This window comes from Albidovulum litorale, from assembly GCF_025751495.1.
GTDB lineage: Bacteria > Pseudomonadota > Alphaproteobacteria > Rhodobacterales > Rhodobacteraceae > Albidovulum > Albidovulum litorale.
On sequence record NZ_JAOWKZ010000002.1, the window covers coordinates 82,450 to 104,559 of the forward strand.

General features: G+C 64.5%; 22 protein-coding genes. 11 read left to right on the forward strand and 11 right to left on the reverse strand.

The window, feature by feature from the left end:
* Window positions 1–53 precede the first annotated feature (53 nt).
* The 5 genes from OEZ71_RS20230 to OEZ71_RS06265 form a co-directional block, all read right to left on the reverse strand.
* The gene (locus OEZ71_RS20230; protein ID WP_318527808.1) at window positions 54–839 is read right to left on the reverse strand and encodes a GFA family protein; all 786 of its coding nucleotides are present in this window, start codon (window positions 837–839) and stop codon (window positions 54–56) included.
* A 63-nt stretch (window positions 840–902) separates the two neighbouring features.
* Complete coding sequence (locus tag OEZ71_RS06250; RefSeq protein ID WP_263739098.1) at window positions 903–1,358, reverse strand: GAF domain-containing protein; 456 nt, start codon at window positions 1,356–1,358, stop codon at window positions 903–905.
* A 73-nt stretch (window positions 1,359–1,431) separates the two neighbouring features.
* Window positions 1,432–4,599 carry a valine--tRNA ligase gene (locus tag OEZ71_RS06255; protein WP_263739099.1) on the reverse strand — a complete coding sequence of 1,056 codons (3,168 nt, stop codon included), beginning with the start codon at window positions 4,597–4,599 and terminating at the stop codon, window positions 1,432–1,434.
* 84 nt (window positions 4,600–4,683) lie between these two features.
* Window positions 4,684–5,085 carry a DUF2147 domain-containing protein gene (locus tag OEZ71_RS06260; RefSeq protein WP_263739100.1) on the reverse strand — a complete coding sequence of 134 codons (402 nt, stop codon included), beginning with the start codon at window positions 5,083–5,085 and terminating at the stop codon, window positions 4,684–4,686.
* A 111-nt stretch (window positions 5,086–5,196) separates the two neighbouring features.
* Window positions 5,197–5,580, reverse strand: coding sequence for a DUF2147 domain-containing protein (locus OEZ71_RS06265; RefSeq protein WP_263739101.1), 384 nt, complete (start codon window positions 5,578–5,580; stop codon window positions 5,197–5,199).
* Between the two features lie 139 nt (window positions 5,581–5,719).
* Between OEZ71_RS06265 and hisA the strand changes: the two genes are divergently transcribed.
* Window positions 5,720–6,439 carry a 1-(5-phosphoribosyl)-5-[(5-phosphoribosylamino)methylideneamino]imidazole-4-carboxamide isomerase gene (gene hisA / locus OEZ71_RS06270; RefSeq protein WP_263739102.1) on the forward strand — a complete coding sequence of 240 codons (720 nt, stop codon included), beginning with the start codon at window positions 5,720–5,722 and terminating at the stop codon, window positions 6,437–6,439.
* On the opposite strand, the gene OEZ71_RS06275 is transcribed toward hisA, so the two are convergent.
* Window positions 6,436–6,879 carry a DUF302 domain-containing protein gene (locus OEZ71_RS06275; protein ID WP_263739103.1) on the reverse strand — a complete coding sequence of 148 codons (444 nt, stop codon included), beginning with the start codon at window positions 6,877–6,879 and terminating at the stop codon, window positions 6,436–6,438. The two genes, hisA and OEZ71_RS06275, sit on opposite strands and share 4 nt — an antisense overlap.
* Before the next feature lie 231 nt (window positions 6,880–7,110).
* Here OEZ71_RS06275 and hisF point away from each other — a divergent pair, with 231 nt between their 5' ends.
* Window positions 7,111–7,872: an imidazole glycerol phosphate synthase subunit HisF gene (gene hisF, locus OEZ71_RS06280; RefSeq protein WP_263739104.1), complete on the forward strand. Its 762-nt coding sequence runs from the start codon at window positions 7,111–7,113 to the stop codon at window positions 7,870–7,872.
* Window positions 7,869–8,177, forward strand: a complete 309-nt coding sequence (locus tag OEZ71_RS06285) for a phosphoribosyl-ATP diphosphatase (RefSeq protein WP_263739105.1) — start codon at window positions 7,869–7,871, stop codon at window positions 8,175–8,177. The genes hisF and OEZ71_RS06285 overlap by 4 nt, the downstream gene beginning before the upstream one ends.
* Here the strand turns inward: OEZ71_RS06285 and OEZ71_RS06290 are convergent.
* On the reverse strand, window positions 8,174–8,860 hold the full coding sequence (locus tag OEZ71_RS06290; protein ID WP_263739106.1) for a cupin domain-containing protein: 687 nt from the start codon (window positions 8,858–8,860) through the stop codon (window positions 8,174–8,176). The two genes, OEZ71_RS06285 and OEZ71_RS06290, sit on opposite strands and share 4 nt — an antisense overlap.
* Before the next feature lie 197 nt (window positions 8,861–9,057).
* Between OEZ71_RS06290 and ggt the strand changes: the two genes are divergently transcribed.
* The 3 genes from ggt to OEZ71_RS06305 all read left to right on the forward strand — a co-directional run bounded on the left by ggt (window position 9,058) and on the right by OEZ71_RS06305 (window position 13,028).
* Window positions 9,058–10,842: a gamma-glutamyltransferase gene (gene ggt / locus OEZ71_RS06295; protein WP_263739107.1), complete on the forward strand. Its 1,785-nt coding sequence runs from the start codon at window positions 9,058–9,060 to the stop codon at window positions 10,840–10,842.
* A gap of 125 nt (window positions 10,843–10,967) precedes the next feature.
* Window positions 10,968–12,365: a selenium-binding family protein gene (locus OEZ71_RS06300; protein WP_263739108.1), complete on the forward strand. Its 1,398-nt coding sequence runs from the start codon at window positions 10,968–10,970 to the stop codon at window positions 12,363–12,365.
* Between the two features lie 12 nt (window positions 12,366–12,377).
* Complete coding sequence (locus OEZ71_RS06305; protein WP_263739109.1) at window positions 12,378–13,028, forward strand: hypothetical protein; 651 nt, start codon at window positions 12,378–12,380, stop codon at window positions 13,026–13,028.
* Between the two features lie 4 nt (window positions 13,029–13,032).
* Here OEZ71_RS06305 and OEZ71_RS06310 read toward each other — a convergent pair whose 3' ends face one another.
* Window positions 13,033–13,695, reverse strand: coding sequence for a glutathione S-transferase family protein (locus OEZ71_RS06310; RefSeq protein ID WP_263739110.1), 663 nt, complete (start codon window positions 13,693–13,695; stop codon window positions 13,033–13,035).
* A gap of 91 nt (window positions 13,696–13,786) precedes the next feature.
* Between OEZ71_RS06310 and OEZ71_RS06315 the strand changes: the two genes are divergently transcribed.
* Window positions 13,787–14,227: a MarR family winged helix-turn-helix transcriptional regulator gene (locus OEZ71_RS06315; protein ID WP_263739111.1), complete on the forward strand. Its 441-nt coding sequence runs from the start codon at window positions 13,787–13,789 to the stop codon at window positions 14,225–14,227.
* On the opposite strand, the gene OEZ71_RS06320 is transcribed toward OEZ71_RS06315, so the two are convergent.
* The 3 genes from OEZ71_RS06320 to OEZ71_RS06330 form a co-directional block, all read right to left on the reverse strand.
* Entirely contained in the window at window positions 14,224–17,010 is a 2,787-nt protein-coding gene (locus tag OEZ71_RS06320; protein ID WP_263739112.1) for a DUF2339 domain-containing protein, read from the reverse strand. The two genes, OEZ71_RS06315 and OEZ71_RS06320, sit on opposite strands and share 4 nt — an antisense overlap.
* A gap of 76 nt (window positions 17,011–17,086) precedes the next feature.
* Window positions 17,087–18,112, reverse strand: a complete 1,026-nt coding sequence (locus OEZ71_RS06325) for a YcjF family protein (protein ID WP_263739113.1) — start codon at window positions 18,110–18,112, stop codon at window positions 17,087–17,089.
* A 28-nt stretch (window positions 18,113–18,140) separates the two neighbouring features.
* Window positions 18,141–19,553 carry a YcjX family GTP-binding protein gene (locus tag OEZ71_RS06330; RefSeq protein WP_263739114.1) on the reverse strand — a complete coding sequence of 471 codons (1,413 nt, stop codon included), beginning with the start codon at window positions 19,551–19,553 and terminating at the stop codon, window positions 18,141–18,143.
* Between the two features lie 93 nt (window positions 19,554–19,646).
* On the opposite strand from OEZ71_RS06330, the gene truA reads away from it, so the two are divergent.
* The 4 genes from truA to OEZ71_RS06350 all read left to right on the forward strand — a co-directional run bounded on the left by truA (window position 19,647) and on the right by OEZ71_RS06350 (window position 22,099).
* Window positions 19,647–20,414 carry a tRNA pseudouridine(38-40) synthase TruA gene (gene truA, locus OEZ71_RS06335; protein ID WP_263739115.1) on the forward strand — a complete coding sequence of 256 codons (768 nt, stop codon included), beginning with the start codon at window positions 19,647–19,649 and terminating at the stop codon, window positions 20,412–20,414.
* An 88-nt stretch (window positions 20,415–20,502) separates the two neighbouring features.
* Window positions 20,503–20,778, forward strand: coding sequence for a GFA family protein (locus OEZ71_RS06340; protein WP_263740007.1), 276 nt, complete (start codon window positions 20,503–20,505; stop codon window positions 20,776–20,778).
* Window positions 20,696–20,962, forward strand: a complete 267-nt coding sequence (locus OEZ71_RS06345) for a GFA family protein (RefSeq protein WP_263739116.1) — start codon at window positions 20,696–20,698, stop codon at window positions 20,960–20,962. Before OEZ71_RS06340 ends, OEZ71_RS06345 begins: the two co-directional genes overlap by 83 nt.
* A 291-nt stretch (window positions 20,963–21,253) precedes the next feature.
* Window positions 21,254–22,099, forward strand: coding sequence for an alpha/beta fold hydrolase (locus OEZ71_RS06350; RefSeq protein WP_263739117.1), 846 nt, complete (start codon window positions 21,254–21,256; stop codon window positions 22,097–22,099).
* The last annotated feature ends 11 nt before the right edge of the window (window positions 22,100–22,110 follow it).

A 22,110-nucleotide genomic window follows, 5' to 3' on the forward strand; every position in this document is an offset into this window, starting at 1 on the left:
CTTTTCCGATCCGGTGCCCCTAACCGCGCCGGGTGGCCGTAGCCGAGGGATTGCTACCAACCACCGGATTGTGGCAGCCCGTCGTCGATTTCGTAGTAGTCCCCCTTGCTGTCCACGAAGATATGGTCTGAGAGCCGCCCGCCGGTCGCACCCGATACCGATCCGGCCTCGACCGAAAACTCTCCCTTTGCCGAGCGGAACCAGAGGCTCGACCCGCAATGCTTGCAGAACCCGCGCAGACCTCCTCCGGGCGTCCGGTATTCGGCGAGCCCGTCCCTGCGGTGCCATGTCACTTTGGCCTCATCGGCGTCGAACGAGGCGGAGTAGTGCCCCGACAGCTTGCGGCACTGGCCGCAATGGCATGCGGTGATGTCGCCCGCAGGGCCCGGCAGGCTGAACGAAACCGCGCCGCAGAGGCAGGAACAATCGAGTTGTTCGCGCAGATTGAGAGGGGCTTCAGGCGGCGGTCCTTCGCAGGAATAATAGTCGCCCCGATCCTCGGTATGGATGTGCCGGGTCAGCGTCAGTCCCGTCGGCCCGTCGAGAGCACCCGGCGCAATGGCCATGCGCCCGCCGTCCTTTGGTTCCCAGAAAAGGCTTGCGCCGCAGCGCGAACAGAACCCCCGCCGTGCTGCGGGCGAACTGTCATACCAGGCGAGGGTTTCGTCCGATGTGATGGAAAGCCGGTCGAGCGGCACCGAGGTCGCCGCCCAGTAATGCCCGCTGGTCTTGCGGCACTGCCCGCAATGACAGGCCCAGACATCGCGCAGGGGGCCCATCGTCTCAAACCGCACGCCGCCGCAGAGGCAGCTTCCCCGGTGATGTTCCGTGTCGCTCATGTGCAGTCTCCGGCCACAGCTGGAGACTGTTCTGCATGGCGGCTATCTGCCAGCCTGCCCGCGTCAGATCCTGCCGAAAACCGACGTCAGGATCGCGCCCAGCCCTTCCGCATCCTCACGCGTGAAGGCGTTGGGCTGGTCGCTGTCGATATCGAAGACGCCGATCAGGCGTCCGTCCTTGCCATGGACCGGCAGCACGATCTCGGACCTTGTGGTCGAGGAACAGGCGATATGGCCGGGAAACGCATCGACATCGGCAACGATCTGAACCGCGCCGGTCGATGCGGCTGCGCCGCAGACGCCCTTGTCGAAGGGGATCGCCAGACAGCCATGACCACCCTGATAGGGTCCGATCTTCATCATCCCCGGCGCGGTGACGCGGTAGAATCCGGTCCAGTCGAACCGGGCATCGGAGTGATGCACCTCGCAGGCCACCGTCGCCATCAGCGCGATCTCATCCGTCTCGCCTTCGGCGAGGCTTTCGATGACAGCAGCGAGGGTCGGGTAGTCGATATTCATGCCATGTTTTCCTGCAGTTACGCCGGGGGCGCTGCCCCCGGACCCCCGGAGTGTTTTGGGCAAGATGAAGGGGTCAGCCGATATCCGCCAATCTTTTCAGCGCGGCTTTCAACTTTGCCGCTTCCTCTTCGGCCAGCGCCAGTTTTTCGCGGGTTTCCTCGACGATTTCTTCCGGTGCGCTTTCGACGAATTTGGGGTTGTTGAGACGCCCCTTGAGCCCCCCCATATCCTTTTCCAGTTTTTCCAAGGCCTTGGAAAGACGCGCCTTTTCCTCGGCGATGTCGATGACGCCTTCAAGCGGAATGGCAAAGGCGCCGCCTTCGACGGCGACGGTGATCGAGCCTTTGGGGGCGGTGCCTTCGGTCATGCCGTCGAGGCGGGCAAGTCTTTGGATCAGCTCGATATTGTTGGCCAGAGCCGCGCGGCCCTTTTCGTCCATCGCGGTCATCACGATGGGCAGTTTCAGGCCCGCGGGGACGTGCATTTCGGCGCGGGCGGAGCGGATGTCGGATATCAGCGTGATCACCCAGTTCATCTCGCGGTCGGCCGCTTCGTCGATCAGTTCCGCCCCGTATTCCGGCCAGTCGGCATGGACCAGCATCTTGGCGCGGTCGCCCGTAAGTGCCCATAATTCCTCGGTAATAAAGGGCATGATCGGGTGCATCAGGATGTAGCACTGATCAAGAACCCAGGCCATCGTGGCCCGTGTTTCGGCCGCATGGTCGCCGTCCATCAGGGGCTTGGAGAACTCGACATACCAGTCGCAGACCTTGCCCCAGACGAAAGCGTAAAGCGTGTTGGCAGCGTCGTTGAAACGGAACTGACCCAAAGCCTCATCGACGGCGATGCGGGCGCGGGCGGTCTCTCCGATGATCCAGCGGTTTACCGTATGCTTTGCGTCTGGCACGCGTATGGCATCCGTCCCGACAGCGTCCCGACAGAGGGCGTTGTTCATTTCCGCAAAACGGGTGGCGTTCCAGAGCTTCGTGGTGAAGTTCCGGTAGCCCGCGATGCGGTCTTTCGAGAGCTTCAGGTCGCGGCCCATCGCGGCCATTGCGGTAAGGGTGAAGCGGACGGCATCGGCGCCGTATTCGTCGATGAGATCGAGGGGGTCGAGGACGTTGCCCAAACTCTTCGACATCTTCTTGCCCTTCTCGTCGCGGACGAGGGCGTGGACATAGACGGTGTGGAAGGGGACCTGATCGACGACGGCCAATTGCATCATCATCATCCGGGCGACCCAGAAGAAGATGATGTCGAAGCCGGTGACGAGGACGTCGGTGGGGAAGTACTTCTTCAGTTCGTCGGTCTTCTCGGGCCAGCCGAGCGTGCCGATGGGCCAGAGACCGGAGGAGAACCAGGTGTCGAGAACGTCGGGGTCGCGCCAGACAGGGTAGACTAAATCTTGCGTCGATTTGCTGAAGCGATAAGCGCGGAGTCCTTGGAGGAAAGCCTCTTCTGCTTCGGCGCGGTCCTTTACTTCCGTGACTTTGATCGGTCGGAACCAGCTAGGAAACTGGAAAGTCTCCTCATTTTCAAATTTGACTATGGCTTCCGCGCATGTTGCGGCGCATTTTCTGACTGTTCCCACTGTGATGGAACTGCCGATGTCAGCGGACTCGAGAACTTCGGCCTGTAGAGCGGTCGGCGATCCGTTCCCGTCAATGTCTTTCAGGTATTCGAAGTTAAAGCCATACCACACCGGAATCTGGTGGCCCCACCAGAGCTGGCGGGAGATGCACCAGGGCTCGATGTTTTCCAGCCAGTGGAAATAGGTCTTGGCGTCACGTTCGGGAAGGATGCGGGTATAGCCTGCGTCCGGGTCGAAGGTTCCGTCCTCTTGCGCGGCCATGCCGTCGCGGACGGCCTGAAGCGCGGGTTCGACGATCTTCGCGGTATCGACGAACCACTGGTCGGTCAGCATCGGCTCGATGACCACCTTCGACCGGTCGCCATGCGGCTGCATCATCTTGTTCTGCTCGACCAAGGGAATGCGTTCGAGGTGTTCGGCGCCGGTTTCCTTGTCGATGCTCTTGTGAAGGATGGTGACGGCCAGCCCTTCGGAGGTGATCTGGTCGATCACGCGCTTCCTCGCCTGATACCGATCCAGCCCGCGCAGGTCGTCGGGGACGAGGTTGATCGCGTCCGTCTCGGCCTCGGTCAGCGTCCCTTCGCCCTTGGCGACGGCCATGGCGATGGTCGCGGCCTCGGCGTAGGGCGCGCCGTCCGACCGCATCGCGGCCTTGGTGTCCATCAGCCGGTAGCAGGGGATATTGCCACGCTTGGCGACGGCATAGTCGTTGAAGTCATGCGCGCCGGTGATCTTCACGGCCCCGCTTCCGAAGGTCGGGTCGGGATATTCGTCGGTGATGATCGGGATCAGGCGGCGGTGTTCCTTGGGCCCGACCGGAATTTCGCAGAGCTTGCCGACGATGGGCGCATAGCGTTCGTCGGAGGGATGGACCGCGACCGCGCCGTCGCCGAGCATGGTCTCGGGCCGGGTGGTGGCGATGGAGATGTAGTCGCGCGTCTCGCGCAGGATGACGTTGCCGTCCTCATCCTTCTCCACATATTCATAGGTCTCCCCCCCCGCGAGCGGGTATTTGAAGTGCCACATCTGGCCCTGCACCTCGATCTGCTCGACCTCAAGGTCAGAGATCGCGGTTTCAAAATGCGGGTCCCAGTTGACGAGGCGCTTGCCGCGATAGATCAGCCCCTTATTGTACATGTCCACGAAGACCTTGATGACGGCATCGTGGAAATTGCCCTCTTCGCCCGCGGGTGCGTTCGGGGCGCCGGACATGGTGAAGGCATTGCGCGACCAGTCGCAGGAGGCGCCGAGGCGCTTCAGCTGGTCGATGATGGTGTTGCCGGATTTCTGCTTTTGCTCCCAGACGAGCGCGGTGAAGTCATCGCGGCTCATATCCGTGCGGCGACGATTGGTCTTGGCCAGTTCGCGTTCGACGACCATCTGGGTCGCGATGCCCGCATGGTCCTGCCCCGGCTGCCAGAGCGTGTCGAAGCCCCGCATCCGGTGCCAGCGGGTCAGGATGTCCTGCAACGTGTTGTTGAAGGCATGGCCCATATGGAGCGAACCCGTCACGTTCGGCGGCGGGATCATGATGCAGAAGGTTTCATCGCGCGAGGCATTGGCCCCGGCGCGGAAGGCGCCGGATTTCTCCCACTGCGCATAGAGGCGGGTTTCCGCCTCGGCGGCGTTGAAGGTCTTTTCCATGGCCATTTTGATGTCGTCCCGCTCGGTGGTTTTGGCGTCGCAACGCCTTAGCGAAACTGCACGAAAAGGGCAACAAGGCAGCGGATCGGGCTAGTGCAGACGCCACCAGATCTGACCGTCGCAGATCGTCCCGAGACAGCCGCGCACCCGGAGCTTGTCGCCCGACAGCTGGGCCTTGGCATTGTATTCGCGGTCAAAGAGCGGCACCCAGACACGACCGCCACCATAATTGCCACCGCCGTAGGACCGAAGCCCCCAGAAGAGGTCCCGCCCCATCGCCCGGGTCACGACACTTTTTCCGGCCTTGTCATGAACTTTCATCACCCGGCCGCAGAACGCCTCGCCGCAGCGGCGGATGACGATCTGCCCGATCTGGCCCTTGTGGTCGGGCTCCACTTGCCATGTGCCGAGAATTGGGTCGGCGGAGGTGGGGCCTGACCAGACCTGAATAACCGCCAGAAGTGCCGCGAAGAGCAATGGACGAAACGCCATACCGACCCCCATCCGCACCGGGCGGCCCGCGCCGCCTGTCTGTCCCTGAAGGTAGGAATGAAAACGCCCGCACTCAAGCGCGGGCGTGACGATTTCATCGGTGCGAGAGGGTCACTTCACCCGTTGCCAGCTTTGCTTGGAGCAGAGAAGCCCCCCGGCAATGCAGCCCGCCAGTTTCAGGTTGTCGCCGTTCAGCTCAATCTTGCCGATATAGATCTTGTCGTTCGACGGCCGCCAGACCTTGCCGGCATAGTTGCCCTCGCCGTTCGGCACCATGTCGATGACCAGTGTCTTGCCGAGATTGGGAGAGGCGTATTCGCCCTCCGCCTTGAAGGTGCGCGAGATGACGCCGCAATAGGCCGCGCCGCAGGGCGCGATGGTGATGTGGGCATAGGAACCGTCGTCGGGTTCGGTCTGCCAGACCCCTTCGACCGGGTCGGCCATGGCGGCTCCGGCGACGAGGGACAGCAGGGCTGCGATGGCGAGTTTCTTCATGGTGGATGTCCTCCCTGACAGTTGCGCGGGATCATCCGCGAAGCCTTGTTGCCCGTCCAGTGTAACGTGACGTTGCAGCGCCTTTGCAATCCCCGGTCGGCTGTGGCAAGAGGCGCCCGCAACGGCCCGGAGACCGCCCATGATCCTCTATCCCGCCATCGACCTGAAGGACGGCAACTGCGTCCGGCTCCTGCATGGCGAGATGGACAAGGCCACCGTCTTCGGCGACGACCCGGCGGCACAGGCGGCGAAGTTCGAGGCGGCGGGATGCGAATGGCTGCATCTCGTGGACCTGAACGGCGCCTTTGCCGGCCAGCCGGTCAATGCCGCGGCGGTCGAGGCGATCCTGAAGCGGGTGAAGGTGCCTGCCCAGCTTGGCGGCGGCATCCGCGACATGGCGACGATCGAGACCTGGCTGTCCAAGGGCCTCGCCCGCGTGATCCTCGGCACCGTGGCGGTCGAAAATCCCGATCTGGTGCGAGAAGCCGCCCGCGCTTTCCCGGGCAAGGTCGCCGTCGGGATCGATGCGCGGAACGGGCGCGTCGCGACCAAGGGCTGGGCCGAGGAGACCGATGTGTTGGTCACCGATCTGGCCAAAAGCTTCGAGGATGCCGGGGTGGCCGCGATCATCTACACCGACATCCTGCGCGACGGCGCGATGCAGGGGCCGAACATAGCCGCGACCGAGGCGCTTGCCCGCGCGGTCACGATCCCGGTCATCGCCTCAGGCGGGGTCTCCACCCTTGCCGACCTCACCGCGCTTCGCGATACCGGGGTGATCGCCGGGGCAATCTCGGGCCGGGCGCTCTATGATGGCGCGATCGATCTGGGCGAGGCGATTACGGCGCTCCGTGCCTAACCGCCCGCTGCGGCTGCTGTCAGCTTGGCCAAGGCCCCGGTCATCTTGCCGATGACCTCGGCGTCCTCGGGCACCGCCAGATCGTCGAAGCTTTCGGCGGGCGGCTCATAGACCAGCCAGACTCCTTCGGCATCCTCGTAGACCAGCACTTTCAGGGGCAGGTAGAGCCCCGCCAGCGGATCGGCCTGAATGGCCGGGGTGCCGAGTGCGGGGTTGCCGAAGATCAGAAGCTGCGACACACCGATGGGCATGCCTATCTTCTCCACCCCGGCGCCGTGATCGACCCGGGCGAAGACCGTGGCCCCCGCGCCCGTCACCGCCGCTTCCAGCCGGTCCGTCACCTCCGCGACACTGCCAACCGCAGCCACCCGCATCACCTCACCTGCCGATGCCGGAAGCCCCGATGCCACAGCCAAGGCCAAAACTGCAATCCGTCTCATACCACGATCCTCCCTGTCAGTTCCGGTTTGGCACCAGTCTCGGGCCCGGCCCCTTAAGCTGCCAAGAAAAGTTGCCGTGATCGGCAATTCCCCGCCTTTTCTTCTTGGCTGAAATACTCCGGAGGGGTCCGGGGAGGCAGCGCCTCCCCGGCGGGTCGGCCCGGCGCAGCCGGGACGAAAGCCCTTTTCGCGACGCCCCTGCCGCGTTAGGAGGGGCCGAAAGGAACGCCCATGCTCAAGACCCGCATCATCCCCTGCCTCGATGTCGCCGATGGCCGCGTGGTCAAGGGCGTCAATTTCGTCGATCTCATCGATGCGGGCGATCCAGTCGAGGCGGCCAAGGCCTATGACGCGGCGGGGGCGGACGAGCTTTGTTTCCTCGATATCCATGCGACACATGAAAATCGCGGCACGATGTTCGACCTTGTCACCCGAACGGCCGAACAATGTTACATCCCCCTGACCGTGGGCGGCGGGGTGCGCAGCCATGAGGACGTCCGGGCGCTTCTGCTGGCCGGCGCCGACAAGGTCAGCTTCAACTCCGCTGCTGTCGCCAACCCCGATGTCGTCGCAGACGCCGCCGACCGCTTCGGCAGCCAGTGCATCGTCGTCGCCATCGACGCCAAGACGGTGGAGCCGGGCCGGTGGGAGATCTTCACCCATGGCGGGCGCAAATCCACGGGCATCGACGCGGTGGAGTTTGCGAAGTCGGTCGAGGCGAAAGGCGCGGGCGAGATCCTCCTGACCTCGATGGACCGCGACGGCACGCGGGCGGGCTTCAACCTGCCGCTGACCCGCGCCATTGCCGATGCGGTCGATATACCGGTCATCGCCAGCGGCGGCGTCGGCACCCTCGACCACCTCGTCGAAGGCGTGACCGAAGGCCATGCGAGCGCGGTCCTCGCCGCCTCGATCTTCCATTTCGGCACCTATACGATCCGCGAGGCCAAGGAACACATGGCCGCAGCGGGCATCCCGATGAGGCTCGAATGACCACGCTGGAAAAACTCGCCGCCACGATCGCCGCGCGCAAGGGCGCTGATCCCGACACGTCGTGGACCGCCAAGCTCTTGTTCAAGGGGCCTGAGAAATGCGCCGAAAAATTCGGCGAAGAGGCCGTTGAGGCGATCATCGAGGCGGTGAAGGGCGACCGCGCGCGGCTGACATCGGAAGCGGCCGATGTGCTTTACCACCTCCTCGTCATGCTCGCGTCCCGCGACGTCCCGCTCTCCGAGGTTCTGAACGAGCTGGAGCGGCGCGAAGGCACATCTGGCATCGCCGAAAAGGCCGGACGTTAGGTCCCGGCAGCGCCGGGAACCGAAATCTGGTTCAGATGCCCGGTCTTGATCCAGACCTGCGCCCCGTCGGGGCCAGCCTTGGCGTCGATCTGACCGCCCGGCGGAATGCGCACCCAGCTTTGCTTGCGCAGGGCATCCCCGTGTTCGGTGGCTGAACCCTCCAGCACCAGAAGTTCCGCGCCACCCGGCACATCCTGACGAAACGCGGCATGTGCCGACCAGTGTTCCAGCCGCACCGACTCGCCATAGCCGTCGTAAAGCGGCACTGTGGCGGTTCCGGGCCGGGCCGGATCGGGCACGGGCTTGGCCTTGGTCAGATCGACATGGACCTCTTCCCGGTCGGCAGGGTCGAACTGCCAGAGTTTGACGAAGATCGTGCAGCCGGGCGCGGAGGCGGGCGTATGGCGCGAAGTCGGCGGGTTGCGGACGTATGAACCTTTGGGAAAATCCCCTGCCTCGTCCTGAAACACGCCATCGAGCACGATATATTCCTCACCCCCGCCATGAGTATGGGCGGAAAAGGCGCTGCCCGGCGCGAAGCGCACGATCGTGGTGGCACGGGCGACCTCATCGCCGATCCGGTCCAGCGGGCGGCGCTCCACCCCGGCCATGGGCGAGGCGAGCCAGTCGATCTCGTCGGCATGAAGCACGACGCGTTTGGTGAAATCGGCGTTGATCTTCATCTGGGTCTCCCGTGCGGACTGGTCGCGAAATCGGTGCTTAGGGACGCAGACTAGCACGGCCGGACGCGGGCATGCCATTCACAGAACCTGTGCGCAGCTTACGAGTTCGGAACCGTCCGGCATTCTGCAAGGCCATGGCAAGGTTGCGCTGCACCGGTCCGAGGCGCATCATTCCCGCGATATTCAGGAGATGACAGATGCGCCCGATTGCCGTTTTCCTCGCCGTCGCCGCTTTCGCGACATCAGGTTTCGCCCAGACCGCAACCGACACCGTCGCGCCCGAGAGCGGGACTTCCACGACAATCACCGCGACATCGCCGGACATCGCGTCGTCGCTCGCGGCAAAGGCGGCGGGGCTGCCGGTTACCGCCGATAACTGGATGGTCGCCGCCGCCAATCCCCTGGCGGTCAGCGCCGGGGCGCGGGTTCTGCGCGAGGGCGGCACGGCGGCCGATGCGATGGTCGCGGTTCAGGCGGTGCTGGGGCTGGTGGAGCCGCAAAGCTCGGGCCTTGGCGGCGGGGCGTTCCTTGTCTGGTACGATGCGGCGAGCGGGAAGCTGACCACGCTCGACGGGCGTGAAACCGCGCCTTTGGCGGCTACGCCCAAACTCTTCCTCGACGAAACCGGCCAGCCGCTGGAATTCTTCGATGCCGTTGTTGGCGGGCTCTCCGTCGGCACACCCGGCACGCCGCGCCTGATGGAAGTCGCGCAGAAACGCTGGGGCACGTCCGACTGGCCCGGACTTTTCGCCGAGGCCATCGCTCTGGCAGAGGACGGGTTCGAGGTTTCGCCCCGGCTTGCGGAACTGGTGGCCGAGGATCCCGAACGGCTCGGCCGTTTTCCCGCGACTGCGGCTTATTTCCTGCCGGACGGCACGCCCGTTGCTGCGGGCGACAGGCTGACAAATCCGGCCTATGCCGCCACGCTGAAAGCCATCGCATCGGGTGGCGCGGACGCGTTCTATTACGGACCCATTGCCGAGGATATCGTCGCGACCGTGACGGGGGCCGAGGGCAATCCCGGCAAGCTTGCTCCCATTGACCTTGCCACCTACCGGGTGGTGGAGCGTGACCCGGTCTGCGTCGCGTACCGGGCGCATGATGTCTGCGGCATGGGCCCGCCCTCGTCCGGCGCGCTGACGGTCGGGCAGATCGTCGGGCTATTGCGGGATACGGATCTGGCTGCGCTTGGTCCCACCAGCACCGAGGCATGGCGGCGCATCGGCGATGCCTCGCGCCTCGCCTTCGCCGACCGGAGCCGCTACATGGCCGACAGCGATTTCGTGCCCATGCCCGCCGGACTGACCGCCGATGCCTATCTGGCCGAGCGCGCGAAACTTCTCGACACCGGCACGGCGCTGAAAGAGGTCGCGCCGGGCGAGCCCGACTGGGATCACGCAATGCTCTGGGGTGACGATCAGTCCATCGAGTTCCCCTCCACGAGCCATATCTCCATCGTCGACAGCTATGGCAATGCGCTGTCGATGACGACGACCATCGAAAATGGCTTCGGCAGCCGCCTGATGACCGGCGGTGGCTTCCTTCTGAACAACGAGCTGACCGATTTTTCCTTTGCCACGCATGAGGATGGCCGCCCCATTGCCAATCGGGTGGAGCCGGGCAAAAGGCCCCGATCTTCGATGGCGCCGACCATCCTGTTGAAGGATGGCAAGCCGGTTCTGGTGATCGGATCGCCGGGCGGCAGCCGGATCATCGGCTATGTCGCGCAGGCGATCATCGCCCATCTCGACTGGGGCATGGATGTGCAGCAAGCGGTCGCGATGGGCCACGCCCTCAACCGGTTCGGCACATTTGATCTGGAGGCGGGAACAGGGGCCGAAGCCCTCGGGCCGGAGCTAGAGGCGATGGGATTCGAGGTCAAGACCGGCGATCTGAATTCCGGTCTTCACGCCATTGCCATCGGTGACGGCCTGACCGGTGGCGCCGATCCGCGGCGCGAGGGAATCGCGCTGGGCGGTTAGACCGCTGTAAATGTAAGACAAAAGAAATGTCGCTTTCTGAGCGAGAATCGCGCAAGCTTTGAACGCGACAAACCAACGCGGAGATCAAGAAACATAAGTCCGCCCGTTCAACCCGGAGGAACGAAATGAATTTGAGACCCGACCCCACCTTTTACCCCTCGGCCAAGCTTGCCATGGAAGGCCCGCCCGAAAAGCTCGCCTTCACGCTGATGCTCAGCCCCGACGGATCGCAGCCTGATGGCCTTGCCGTTGTCGATGTCGATCCGAAGTCCAAAACCTACAGCCAGATCGTCCATAAGGTGATCATGCCCAACAAGGGCGATGAGTTTCACCATTTCGGCTGGAACGCCTGTTCTTCGGCGCTCTCGCCCCTGACCGGCCATGCCTTCCTTGAGCGGCGCTACCTGATCATTCCCGGCATCCGTTCATCCCGCATCTATGTCGTCGATGTGAAGGACCCGCTGAAGGCCAAGATCCACAAGATCATTGAGCCCGAAGAGGTCTTTGCCAAGACCGGCTATTCCCGCCCCCACACGATCCATTGCGGGCCCGAGGGCATCTATGTCTCGACTTTGGGCGGCGGCGGCAAGGACGGGACGGACGGCCCTCCGGGCATCTTCATCATGGATTGCGAAACCTTCGACGTCATCGGCCGGTACGAGATCGACCGGGGCCCGCAGGACAAGCAATACGATTTTTGGTGGAACCTGCCGCGCGACTACATGGTCAGTTCCGAATGGGGCCTGCCCCCGCAATTTGAAAACGGCCTCGTACCCGAGGATCTGTTGTCGAACAAATACGGCCACCGCATCCATTTCTGGAACCTGCGTGAGCGCAAGAACATCCAGACCATCGACCTTGGCGAGAACCACCAGATGGCGCTGGAGATCAGGCCCGCCCATGACCCGGTCAAGGAATACGGCTTCTGCGGGGTTGTCGTGGACACGACGAACCTCGAAGGCTCGATCTGGACCTGGTGGCGCGAGAAGGGCAAGTGGCATGCCAAGAAGACGGTGACGATCCCGCCGCAGCCCGCCGATCCGGACGACCTGCCGGACATGCTGAAGGGCTTTTCGGCCGTGCCGCCCCTTGTGACCGATATCGACCTCAGCCTCGACGACAAGTATCTCTATGTCGCCTGCTGGGGCACGGGCGAGATGCATCAATACGATGTCTCAGACCCGATGAAGCCCAAACTCGCTGGAAAGGTCGAGATCGGCGGCATCGTCAAGAAGACCAAGCACCCGAGTGGCAAGGCTTTCGGCTACGGGCCGCAGATGGTGGAGATCAGCCGCGACGGCAAACGCGTCTATTGGACCAACTCGCTCTATTCGACTTGGGACGAACAGTTCTACCCCGGCGAACGCGGCGGGGCGATGGTCAAGGCCGATGTCGGCGCGAAAGGCGGGCTGACGCTCGACAAGAAATTCTATGTCGAGTTCCCGAAGGGCTATCGCAGCCACCAGATCCGGCTGGAGGGCGGCGACTGTTCGACCGACAGTTTCTGCTATCCCTCGGTCTGATCCTTGGGGGACATGATCGGCACCACGGCGGGTCTCTGGCTCGCCGTGGTGGCAAGCGGCCTTTATCACGGGGTCAATCCCGGCATGGGCTGGCCGCTGGCGGTGTCAGCTGCACTGATGGAGAAACGCCGGGATGCGCTTTGGCGCGCACTCGCGGCCCTCGCGGCCGGGCATCTTCTGGCGATGGTCGCGATCCTGATGCCCTTTGCGGTGATGACGCTCCTCATCGATTGGCAGCGGGAAATTCGTGTTGCCGCCGGGGTTGCCGTCATCGCGCTCGGCCTCTGGATCTTCGTCACCAAACGCCATCCGAGGTTCCTCGCCCGGGTGAAACCCACCCGCCTCGCGCTCTGGTCTTTCCTTGTCGCGCTCGCCCACGGGGCTGCTCTGATGCTGGTGCCGATCTATCTCGGGCTTTGCCGCGCCGAGGACCTCGACACCGCCCACCGCGCCGCCGGGGCGCTGATGTCGCGCAATCTGGCCGTGGCGCTTGGCGTCGCGCTGATCCATACCGCCGCGATGATCGCGGCGGGTGGGGCGGTGGCATGGGGCGTCTATCGCTGGCTCGGGCTTAAGTTCCTGACCCGGGGCTGGTTCGACCTTGAACGGGTCTGGGCGGCGAGCCTGATCCTTGTCGGGTTGCTCGCGCTCGCCACCGCATGACCCGTCAGGTCAGAAGCGTCGACAGATGCGACCCGCGCCGCTTCAGGAAATCCAGAAGACGGGCGGGATAATCCGTCGCCACCGCGCTTCGGACCGAGGCCCGCCCGGCAAGCGCCGACCGCCAGCGGCTGAGTTTCGGCTGGCCCGCTAGTCCGGCAACATCGCCGATCCGGTCAAGCGTGTCGAAATAGCGAAAGACCGGGGCGAAGACCGCATCGGGCAGGGAAAGCCCCTTTGGGTCAAAGGTTTCACCGCCCGGCAAGCGTTCCTCGACCCGGGCGAACTTCGACCGCAGGTCCTCGATCTTGGCGGCAAAGGCGCTGGCGTCCGGCGCGTTATAGAGCCCGGCAATGTCGTTCAGGATCGACGAGCCGTATTCCATCCAGCCGCGATGGTCTGCCCGGTCGAGAACGTCTGAGGGATGCAGCGGATTGGGGCCGACTTCTTCCAGATATTCGAGGATCACTGAGGATTCGAAAATCGGCCGCCCGTCCACGACCAGAACCGGGGTCTTGCCCGTGGGCGAGAGTTTCAGGAACCAGTCGGGCTTGTTGGTGAGGTCGATGTCGATGCGTTCGAAATCCATACCCTTTTCGGCCAGCGCGATCGCGACGCGCTGCACATAGGGGCAGAGGTGATGGCTGATCAGCGTCAGTTTCGGGGTCATGTCGCGTCCTTTCGCATGTAGATGCATATGCATTTATATGGATTGCGACGGCGCCCTTTCAATCCGCATGCAGATGCATATATGTTCAGCCATGCACAGCACACCTGCCCCGAACCCACATGCCGAAACGGTCTGGACCCGGCTGATCCGGGCCTCCACCCGCGTTCAGGCCGAGATCGAAGCCGCGCTGAAGGCGGCAGGGCTGCCGCCGCTCGACTGGTATGACGTGCTGTGGGAGATCGAGAAGGCGGAGCCTGACGGGCTCAGGCAGTTCGCGTTGCAGGAACGGCTACTTTTGCCGCAATACGGGTTGTCCCGCCTCATCGCCCGGATTGCCGGGGCGGGGCTGATCACCCGCACGCCCTGCCCCGAGGATGGCCGGGGCCAGATCCTGGCCCTGACCGAAGCGGGCGCGGCTGCGCGCAAGGCGATGTGGCCGGTCTATGCGGCGGCGATGCAACAGGCCATCGGCACCCGGCTGGCCGGGGACGAGGCGCGCCGCCTCGCCGACCTGCTGGCGCGTCTCGTCTAGCTGTCGCCGTCTTTCTTTCGTCCATCACCCTGCTGCGCCGCCGCCCAGCGGTTCAGTACCGCAAGACCGATCAGCGACAGGCCGAGCGCGAGGAAGGAAAAGACCCGGGTCAGGCCGGAAAGCCCGGAAATGTCGATCAGGAAGACTTTGGCGATGGTCAGCGCGATCACGCCCATCGCGATCCGGCGCAGGGTCTGCGACCGCCTTGCGATGGCCTGATAGAGAAGGGCGGCACCCACCGCCATCATCGCGATCGTGTAGCTGTAAAGCTCGGGCTGGGTGACGCCCGGCACCGACAGGTCGTCTCCGCGCCAGAAACGCCGGATTTCCAGCACTGCGTAGAGCGCGAGAAGCGCCGCTCCGATGGCGGTTAGCCCCCAGCGCAGGACCGCATGCAGATGGGCAAGCCGGGTCAGGGCGACCAGCAGCAGCAGACCCGGCAACGCATAAGCGACGAACAGCGTGTCAATGACGAGGGGGCCGTAAACGAGTTCTTCCTTGCCGCCCAGCAGTCCGAAGACCGGATTGGCGGGCAGAACGGCCGCCAGCAGCCCGCCAAAGCCGATTAGACCCGCCACGACCGCGATGGCCCAGCGCAGCCAGCGTAGGACGCCGCCCAGTTTCAGCCGGTAGAACTGCGCCAGCATCAGGATCAGCCATGGCAGTGCGTTCAGCGTCAGCGCCCAGTGCGCGGCGACCCAGTCACCCCCGCTGTCGACCAGTTGCCTCGTGATCAGCACGTTGACGAAAAGCGCGGCATAGGCCGCCCCTGCGCTTTCGAGGAACACCCGTGCGGCGCGGCGCTCCAGCCCGGCGATCAGCCAAAGCCCCGCCGCCATCGCCGCGGCCGCGCCGCCGTAGGAGGCGATGACCTCCCACAAGGCCGCATCCTCGACTGCCCAGATCAGGCCCGGGTCGACCACAAGCCGCCACGAGATCACGAGGACGCCTGCTTGAATGAACCAGCCCATTTCGGGCAGGCGGAAGCGGCGGTCGAGCCCCGCCGCGACGATCACCAGCGCCGCGAGCGCCAGCGTAAGGGCGCCCTTGGTGGTCAGGAGGAACAGCGCGAGTGCGATCAAGGAGAGGGCCGACAGCGTCGCATAGGCCGCGCGCCGCATGTCGCCGCCGTCCTGACGCGCGAACATCGCCGCCAGCCCGACCATCAGCGCGGCCAGACCAATGACATGCAGCGCCCAGCCATAGGCGCCGATCACGGCAGAGGGGTTCCAGAAAAGCTCCAGCACCAATGCGGTCAGGGGCGCGACCAGCGCCGCACCCGCCGCCCAGAAGGGCTTCAGCCGCCCCGCCCCGGTACTGGTGACGGCCGCCATCAGCGATATGGCGGTGGCGAGCGCCAGCAGCAAAGCCGCCGTCATCGGCGCGGCGGTTTCGGGTTCGCGCAGGTCTATTGCCTTTGCTGCGAAGTCGCGCGCCAGTGGCCAACGGTCCATCCCCTCGAATCCCAGCCGCAACAGGAATGCGGCTGCGGGCAGGACGGTCAGATCCGAAAGCGCGGGCGCGTCCTTGCCCGCCCAGACGGTCAGAAGGAGCGTCAAAGCAGCCAGACAGAGAAAGGCCACCGTGCTTTCGGCGGCATTGTCTGCCGGAAGATAGAGAAGCCCTACCGAAGAGGCCGCAACCGCCCCGGCGGCCAGCAGGACCGGAAAGATCGGCCTTTCCGCCTTGCGGGAGCGGAGCGCCGTTACAAGCATCGACCCCTTATGGTCCGGCATGATCCCCCGCGCGGGAATGCAGATCGCGAAGGCGGCAAGGCCCACGAGCGTGAATGCGAACCATCCCGCCCCACCGGTCCCGGCCAGCACCATTCCGGCACCGGCATAACCCAGAACCAATGCCAGGATCGAAACCCAGGCCCAGCGCCGCACGGTGTCGATGAAAAGGCCGGAGGCCGCGATCACCGCATAATAGGCGTAAAGCCAGTAGGGAGCATCGCTTTCGCCGCCGACGAGGAACGGGGCGGCTGCCGCGCCGATCAGTCCGACCGCGGCCAGGAACGGCCCGTAGTACCAGCCGAGCACGATGGCGAGAATGGCCGTCGCCACGAGCCCCGCCAGTGCCGTTTCCGGCCCGATCAGGTCATAGAGCTGCCGCCCGGCGATGATGCCGCCGAAGATCGACACCAGCCCCGCGCCGGAAAGCGTCGAGGGCAGATAGGCCGTCACCTCGTTTTCATCGTCGCCCCAGCGGCGGCGCACCCATTCGCCCGCCGCGATCAGGGCAAAGCCGAAGAGGATTGCCGCCATCACCCGCACCGGTGGCGGCAAGAGCCCCTTCTCGATCCCGTACTGGACAAAGAAGATCCCCGCGAGCGCCAGCGACACGGCCGAGACCGCATAGACCCAGTTCTGCACCAGCCATTCGCCCAACGCCGACGTGCGGCTTGGACCTGCGGGCGACGGGGGCGGTACGACGGGGCGGGCGGGTTCGGACCATGGGCCACTCGCGGGCTTGGCCGGTACGGGGCTCTCCGTCACATCGCCCGCGACCGTGACCGGGCTTTCGGCAACGGCTTCGGGGACCGGTGCCGTAGGTTCCTCGACCGGCGGTGCTTTGCGCGCCGGGGGCTCAGCCGGCTTCGGCTCTGCGCTCGCGCCATTGGCCAGCCGCCGCAGCGCACCGCCCTGAGACACCAGTTCGCTTTCCAGCCGCGCAACCTTGGCCTTGAGGTTAGAGACCCAAACAAGAAGGACGATCACGGCAATCGGCGTTGCGATGACGATCAGGCCAGCGATCACGGCCAGAGTCTCAAGCCCGTACATCCGTTACTCCCTCTCTGTCCTGCCCGTCTGCCGGGGCCTTCAGCCTATTCATAACGCAGGAACGGCGCGGGGCCAGTCAGGATTTCCCTTCGGCGTCGTCCCCTTTTGCTGCGCCAAAGAGACCGGCGAGGCCACGGCTGACCAGATTTGTGACGCGCGGCTTGGGTAGAGCGGTGAACGGCAAGGGGCGGCAGACCTCGATCGCGGCGACGCCCACGCGGGCCGTGAGTGCGCCGTTGATGACCCCCTCACCAAAGCGGCGCGAGAGTTTCGACAGAAGGCCGCCGCCAGCGACGGACTGGATCAGATCGTCGCCCACAGCAACGGCACCGGTCGCGACGAGATGGGTCAGTACGGTGCGCAACAGCCGCCAGCTGCCGAATGCGCCTGCCCTGCCGCCGTAGATCTCGGCAATCCGTCGGATCATGCGCAGATTGGCGATGAGCGCCGCTGCGACATCGGCCAGAGCCAATGGCACGATGGCGGTGACGGTCGCGACCTGCCGCGCCGCGCCTTCGATCTCGGCCCGTGCGGCACGGTCGAGAGGGATCATGAGTTCGGTTTCGGCCAGTTCCAGAAGCGCGTCGGCGTCGAAGACATCGCCGCGCCGCTCGGCCAGCCGGGACCGGCCCCAGGCGGTCTCATCTCTACCTGCATAGAGGGCTGCGAGGTTGTCGACGACGCGGCCAGCCGCTGTCATATCCCCCGATCCCGCCGCCCTGACCGCAGCCGCATGGACCCGGTCGAGCCGCGCCAGCCGCGCATAGGATGCCCATTCGCGCAGGGCGATGAGCAGCGTCGCAAAGACGAAAAGTCCGACAAGCACGGCCGCCGTCCAGCCCAGCACCGGGTTCGCCGCGAGAAGCCCCTCGACAAAGCGCCAGGCCGCGACCGAGATGATGAAGCCGATAAGGGCCGTCGCCGTCGCCCAGAAGAAGCGGCCGAGCCGCGATCGCGGGCGCGCGCCGAGCCCGATCACCGCCTGCATCGCCCGCCCCTCGCCCGGCGCGGGGATGACGTCAGGCACCGGCGCCGCGCGGTCGGGCCCCTCGGCAACCGGCGCGTCCATCTCGATCAGGACCGGCTTTTTCGGTTTCGTCATTGCCGGGGCCTCCGTTTCATCTGCATCCTCAAAGCCGGTCCCCGATCAGAAACTCGGCCGCCCGGTCGAGCCGGATATGCGGCGGCCCCTCGCCGGGTTTGAGGCTAAGCCGCGCGGGCGCGAAGCTCATGATCTCGTAATCGGCATCAAGCCACCTTTCCGCGCCTTCCCGGGCGGTGGCCAGAAGCGGGCCGGGGGTATCGGGCAACTCGCCGGGATAGAACGCGGCCTCCTTGCCGGTGATCAGCCGCCCACGCACGCAGTCGAGCGTATCGCCGTTATGGCGCACCGTCTCTTCGACCGTGGCGCGGAGCGCGGCGATCGACATCGCCGCCGTCTCGGCCCCGGCAAAATCAGCCCGGTCCTTCGCCTCGCGCATGAGCGCGGCGATGATCTGGGTCAGACGCGTGTGCTGCGAATGATGCAGATGATCGGCCTTCGTTGCGGCAAAGAGGATGCGTTCGACGCGGCGCATACCCAGAAGACCGGTCAGCCAACCAACCCGCCCCGGCCGGAACGCATCGAGAATGGCCGCCATCGCGCGGCGCATATCCTCGACCGCGCGAGGGCCGGCATGGATCGCGCCCAATGCATCGACCAGGACGACCTGCCGGTCGATCTTGGCGAAATGGTCGCGGAAGAAGGGTTTCACGACCTTGGCCTTGTAGGCCTCGAACCGCCGTTCCATCTCGCGCCAGAGCGACCCGCGCGGGGTGGTGCCGGGCTTCGGGATCGGCGCGAAGGTCAGGACGGGCGATCCCGCCAGTTCGCCCGGCAATAGGAACCGGCCCGGCGTGCAGTCGGAATAACCTGCGGCGCGGGCAGCGGTAAGATAGGCGGCGAAGTGGTCGGCCAAGGCCTTGGCCTGCGGTTCGTCGAGCGGCGCGGCCCCGTCCACATCCGTCAAAGCAGCCAGAAACCCCGCAGCCTCGGCCCGTGTTCCGATCCGCTCCAGCACCTCCGCCGTCCAGTCCGCGTAGTCGCGGTCCATCAGCGCGAGGTCCAGAAGCCACTCGCCGGGGTAGTCGACGATATCCAGATGCAACGTCCTTGGGCCCCGGAAGGTGCCGAACATGCCCCCCTCACGCAGCCGGAACGAGAGGCGCAACTCGCTGACGGCGCGGGTGCTTTCGGGCCAGCGCGGCTCTGAGCCCGTCAGCGCGGCCAGATGCGCCTCATAGTCAAAGCGCGGCACCGTGTCGTCGGGTTGCGGCTGAAGGAAGGCCGACAGGACACGCCCCTCCGCCTCCGCTCTCAGCCCCGGCATCCGGCCCCGATCCATGAGATTGGCGACGAGCGAGGTGATAAAGACGGTCTTCCCGGCGCGTGAAAGACCGGTCACGCCCAGCCGGATCACCGGATCGGAAAACGGCGCGGCCATGCCGCTGCCGATGCCGCCAAGGCCGCGCAACAGGTCATCCGCGATGTCGGTTATGCCCAAACTCTGCCCCTCGCTTTCCTCCGAAGATAGGCGCGCGGCGGCGGAGTGTGTAGGGGCGATTGCCAAGGTGCCGCTTGGCAGCTAGGGAAAGCCATGCCCCGCTACGCGCTGAAAATCGAATACCACGGCGGCCCGTTTGCGGGTTGGCAACGGCAATCTGGCCAGCCGTCCGTACAGGAGGCGGTGGAGACCGCCCTGCGCAAGCTCGAAGCAGACGCGCCGGGGATTGCGGCGGCGGGGCGGACGGATGCCGGGGTGCATGCGACGGGGCAGGTCGCACATTGCGACCTCGCGAAGGACTGGGACCCGTTCCGGCTGTCCGAGGCGCTGAACTGGCACCTGAAGCCCGCACCGGTCTCGATTTTGAAAGCCGCAAGGGTACCGGATGATTTCCACGCCCGTTTCTCGGCCGTCGAACGGCGCTATCTCTTCCGCCTCATCTCGCGCCGCGCGCCGCTGACGCATGACGCAGGGCTTGCGTGGCGGGTACTCGGCGCACTCGATGGGGATGCCATGCGGGCGGGTGCGGCGCATCTGGTTGGTCGGCACGATTTCACGACGTTCCGGTCGACCATGTGCCAGGCGCAAAGCCCGGTGAAAACGCTGGACGAGATCACGATCACCGAACACGAGATCGCCCACGGGACCGAATACCGCTTTGTCCTTCGCGCCCGGAGCTTCCTGCACAATCAGGTCCGCTCGATCGTTGGCACATTGGAACGGGTGGGCGCCGGGGCATGGACGCCCGGAGATGTGCGAAGCGCACTCGACGCAAAGGACCGCGCCGCCTGTGGCCCGGTATGCCCGCCGGACGGGCTCTACCTGACCGGAGTTGGCTATCCGGAAGACCCGTTCGCGTGAGATGAGTGGACGGGTGTGCGTTCTGGACCGGGGTTCCGTCGAGGCGTAGATTGCCCGCACGGTTTCGGCAGATCTTGCAGAGGGTCCCATGGAACACCAAGCCACGCATGTTACGGGCGGCTGCCTGTGCGGAAACATCCGGTACGAAGCCGATGTCTTTTTGCACGATGGTTATATCTGCCATTGCACCATCTGCCAGCGCAGCACCGGCCAGCCTGCCGAAATCACCGTCCTGATCAAGGCCGGAACTCAAGTATCTGAAAGAAGAACCAAAATACTATGTGTCCTCGGATACGGGAAAACGCGGGTTCTGCGCGAATTGCGGCTCTCGCATCGTATGGCAGGCATTGGCGGCAGAGGATGACTGGCTGACCAATGTCACCGTCGGCAGTCTGGACCGTCCGGCCGAAGCGCGGGTCACGCGGCACATCTACGCCGACACGCAGCTGCCCTGGTATCATACCTGCGAGGACCTGCCGAAGTTGACGGAGGACGACGCCGACCGGCTGATCGACCTTTTGCGCGCGGAGCTTCGCCCGGATTTGTAGCGCTGAGCCTTGTCAGGCGTTGAGGTCTTTCCGCACATATCCATGCTTTCTCAGCTCCGTCAGGACATCGTCGAAGGTTTTTACCTTTCTAACGTTTTCCATAACGGTGACCCGTTTGTGTCGGCACAGCGGAAAGACACGTCTGTTGAGCTTACGGCACGTTGTCCGAACAACGCTGCCATTCGGCATTCCCTTCAAATGCGTTAGTCTCGGTTCCGAAAGGACGTCCGCGCGGTCAGTGTGGCCCTCGGACAATTTCGACAGGTTGCCGCGGCATTAAGGGAGCCGATCATGAAATCCAAATTCGTCGAACTTGATGGCGTTCGTTTTAACTATGGCGAAGGTCGTCCCAACGGACGCAGGCTCGTCTTTCTGCCGGGTTTCCCAAGATACTGGAGCGAATATCGTCCTCTGCTCGACAAGCTTGAACCGCACTACCATCTGTTCGCGCTCAGCATGCGCGGACAGGGGTTGTCGCAGCGCTCGCCACCCTACACGATCGCGTCCTACATCACAGATACCATCGCCTTTCTGCGCGATGTCATAGGTGGCGGAGCTCTCGGAATTGGGCATTCAGCCGGCGCGTGGTTCGGCCTCGCCGCGGCAAACGATTTCCCTGATCTGTTCAGTGCATTCGTGTCGATTGACCAACCCCTCAATCCCGAAGATCACGTCATCGCACATGGAACGGACACATCGGCCGTCGGGCAAATGTTGGCAGCTTTGCGGGCGGCCAGAGATGTCGACGAGCTGAAAAAGCGGCTGTCCTGTCTGCTGACTTCCAATGGACGCAGTTGGGCTGAGGAAATGGATGACCGTGAGATTCTCGAGCGCGCCCACCAACTTTCGAAAATTGACCCGGAAACTTTTGCGCCTTGGGCCAATGGGCTCGAAAATTGGATCATGGTTGCCGAGCTTCAGCGCTGGCCGGGACAATATAGGGCACCCTTGCTATTCCTCGACGGCGATCCGGACGCGGGCTCCATGCTTACCGCTGCCGCAGTTCACTACAACCTCTCGCGGTATCCATGGGCGCAACGCGTCGAACTGAAAGGCCATGATCACATTATGGGTCTTCGCTCCGACCCGGAGCGATCTGTCGCCGAAATCCGCTCGTTTTTCGGTAGTCTTGTTTAAAGTTTCACATC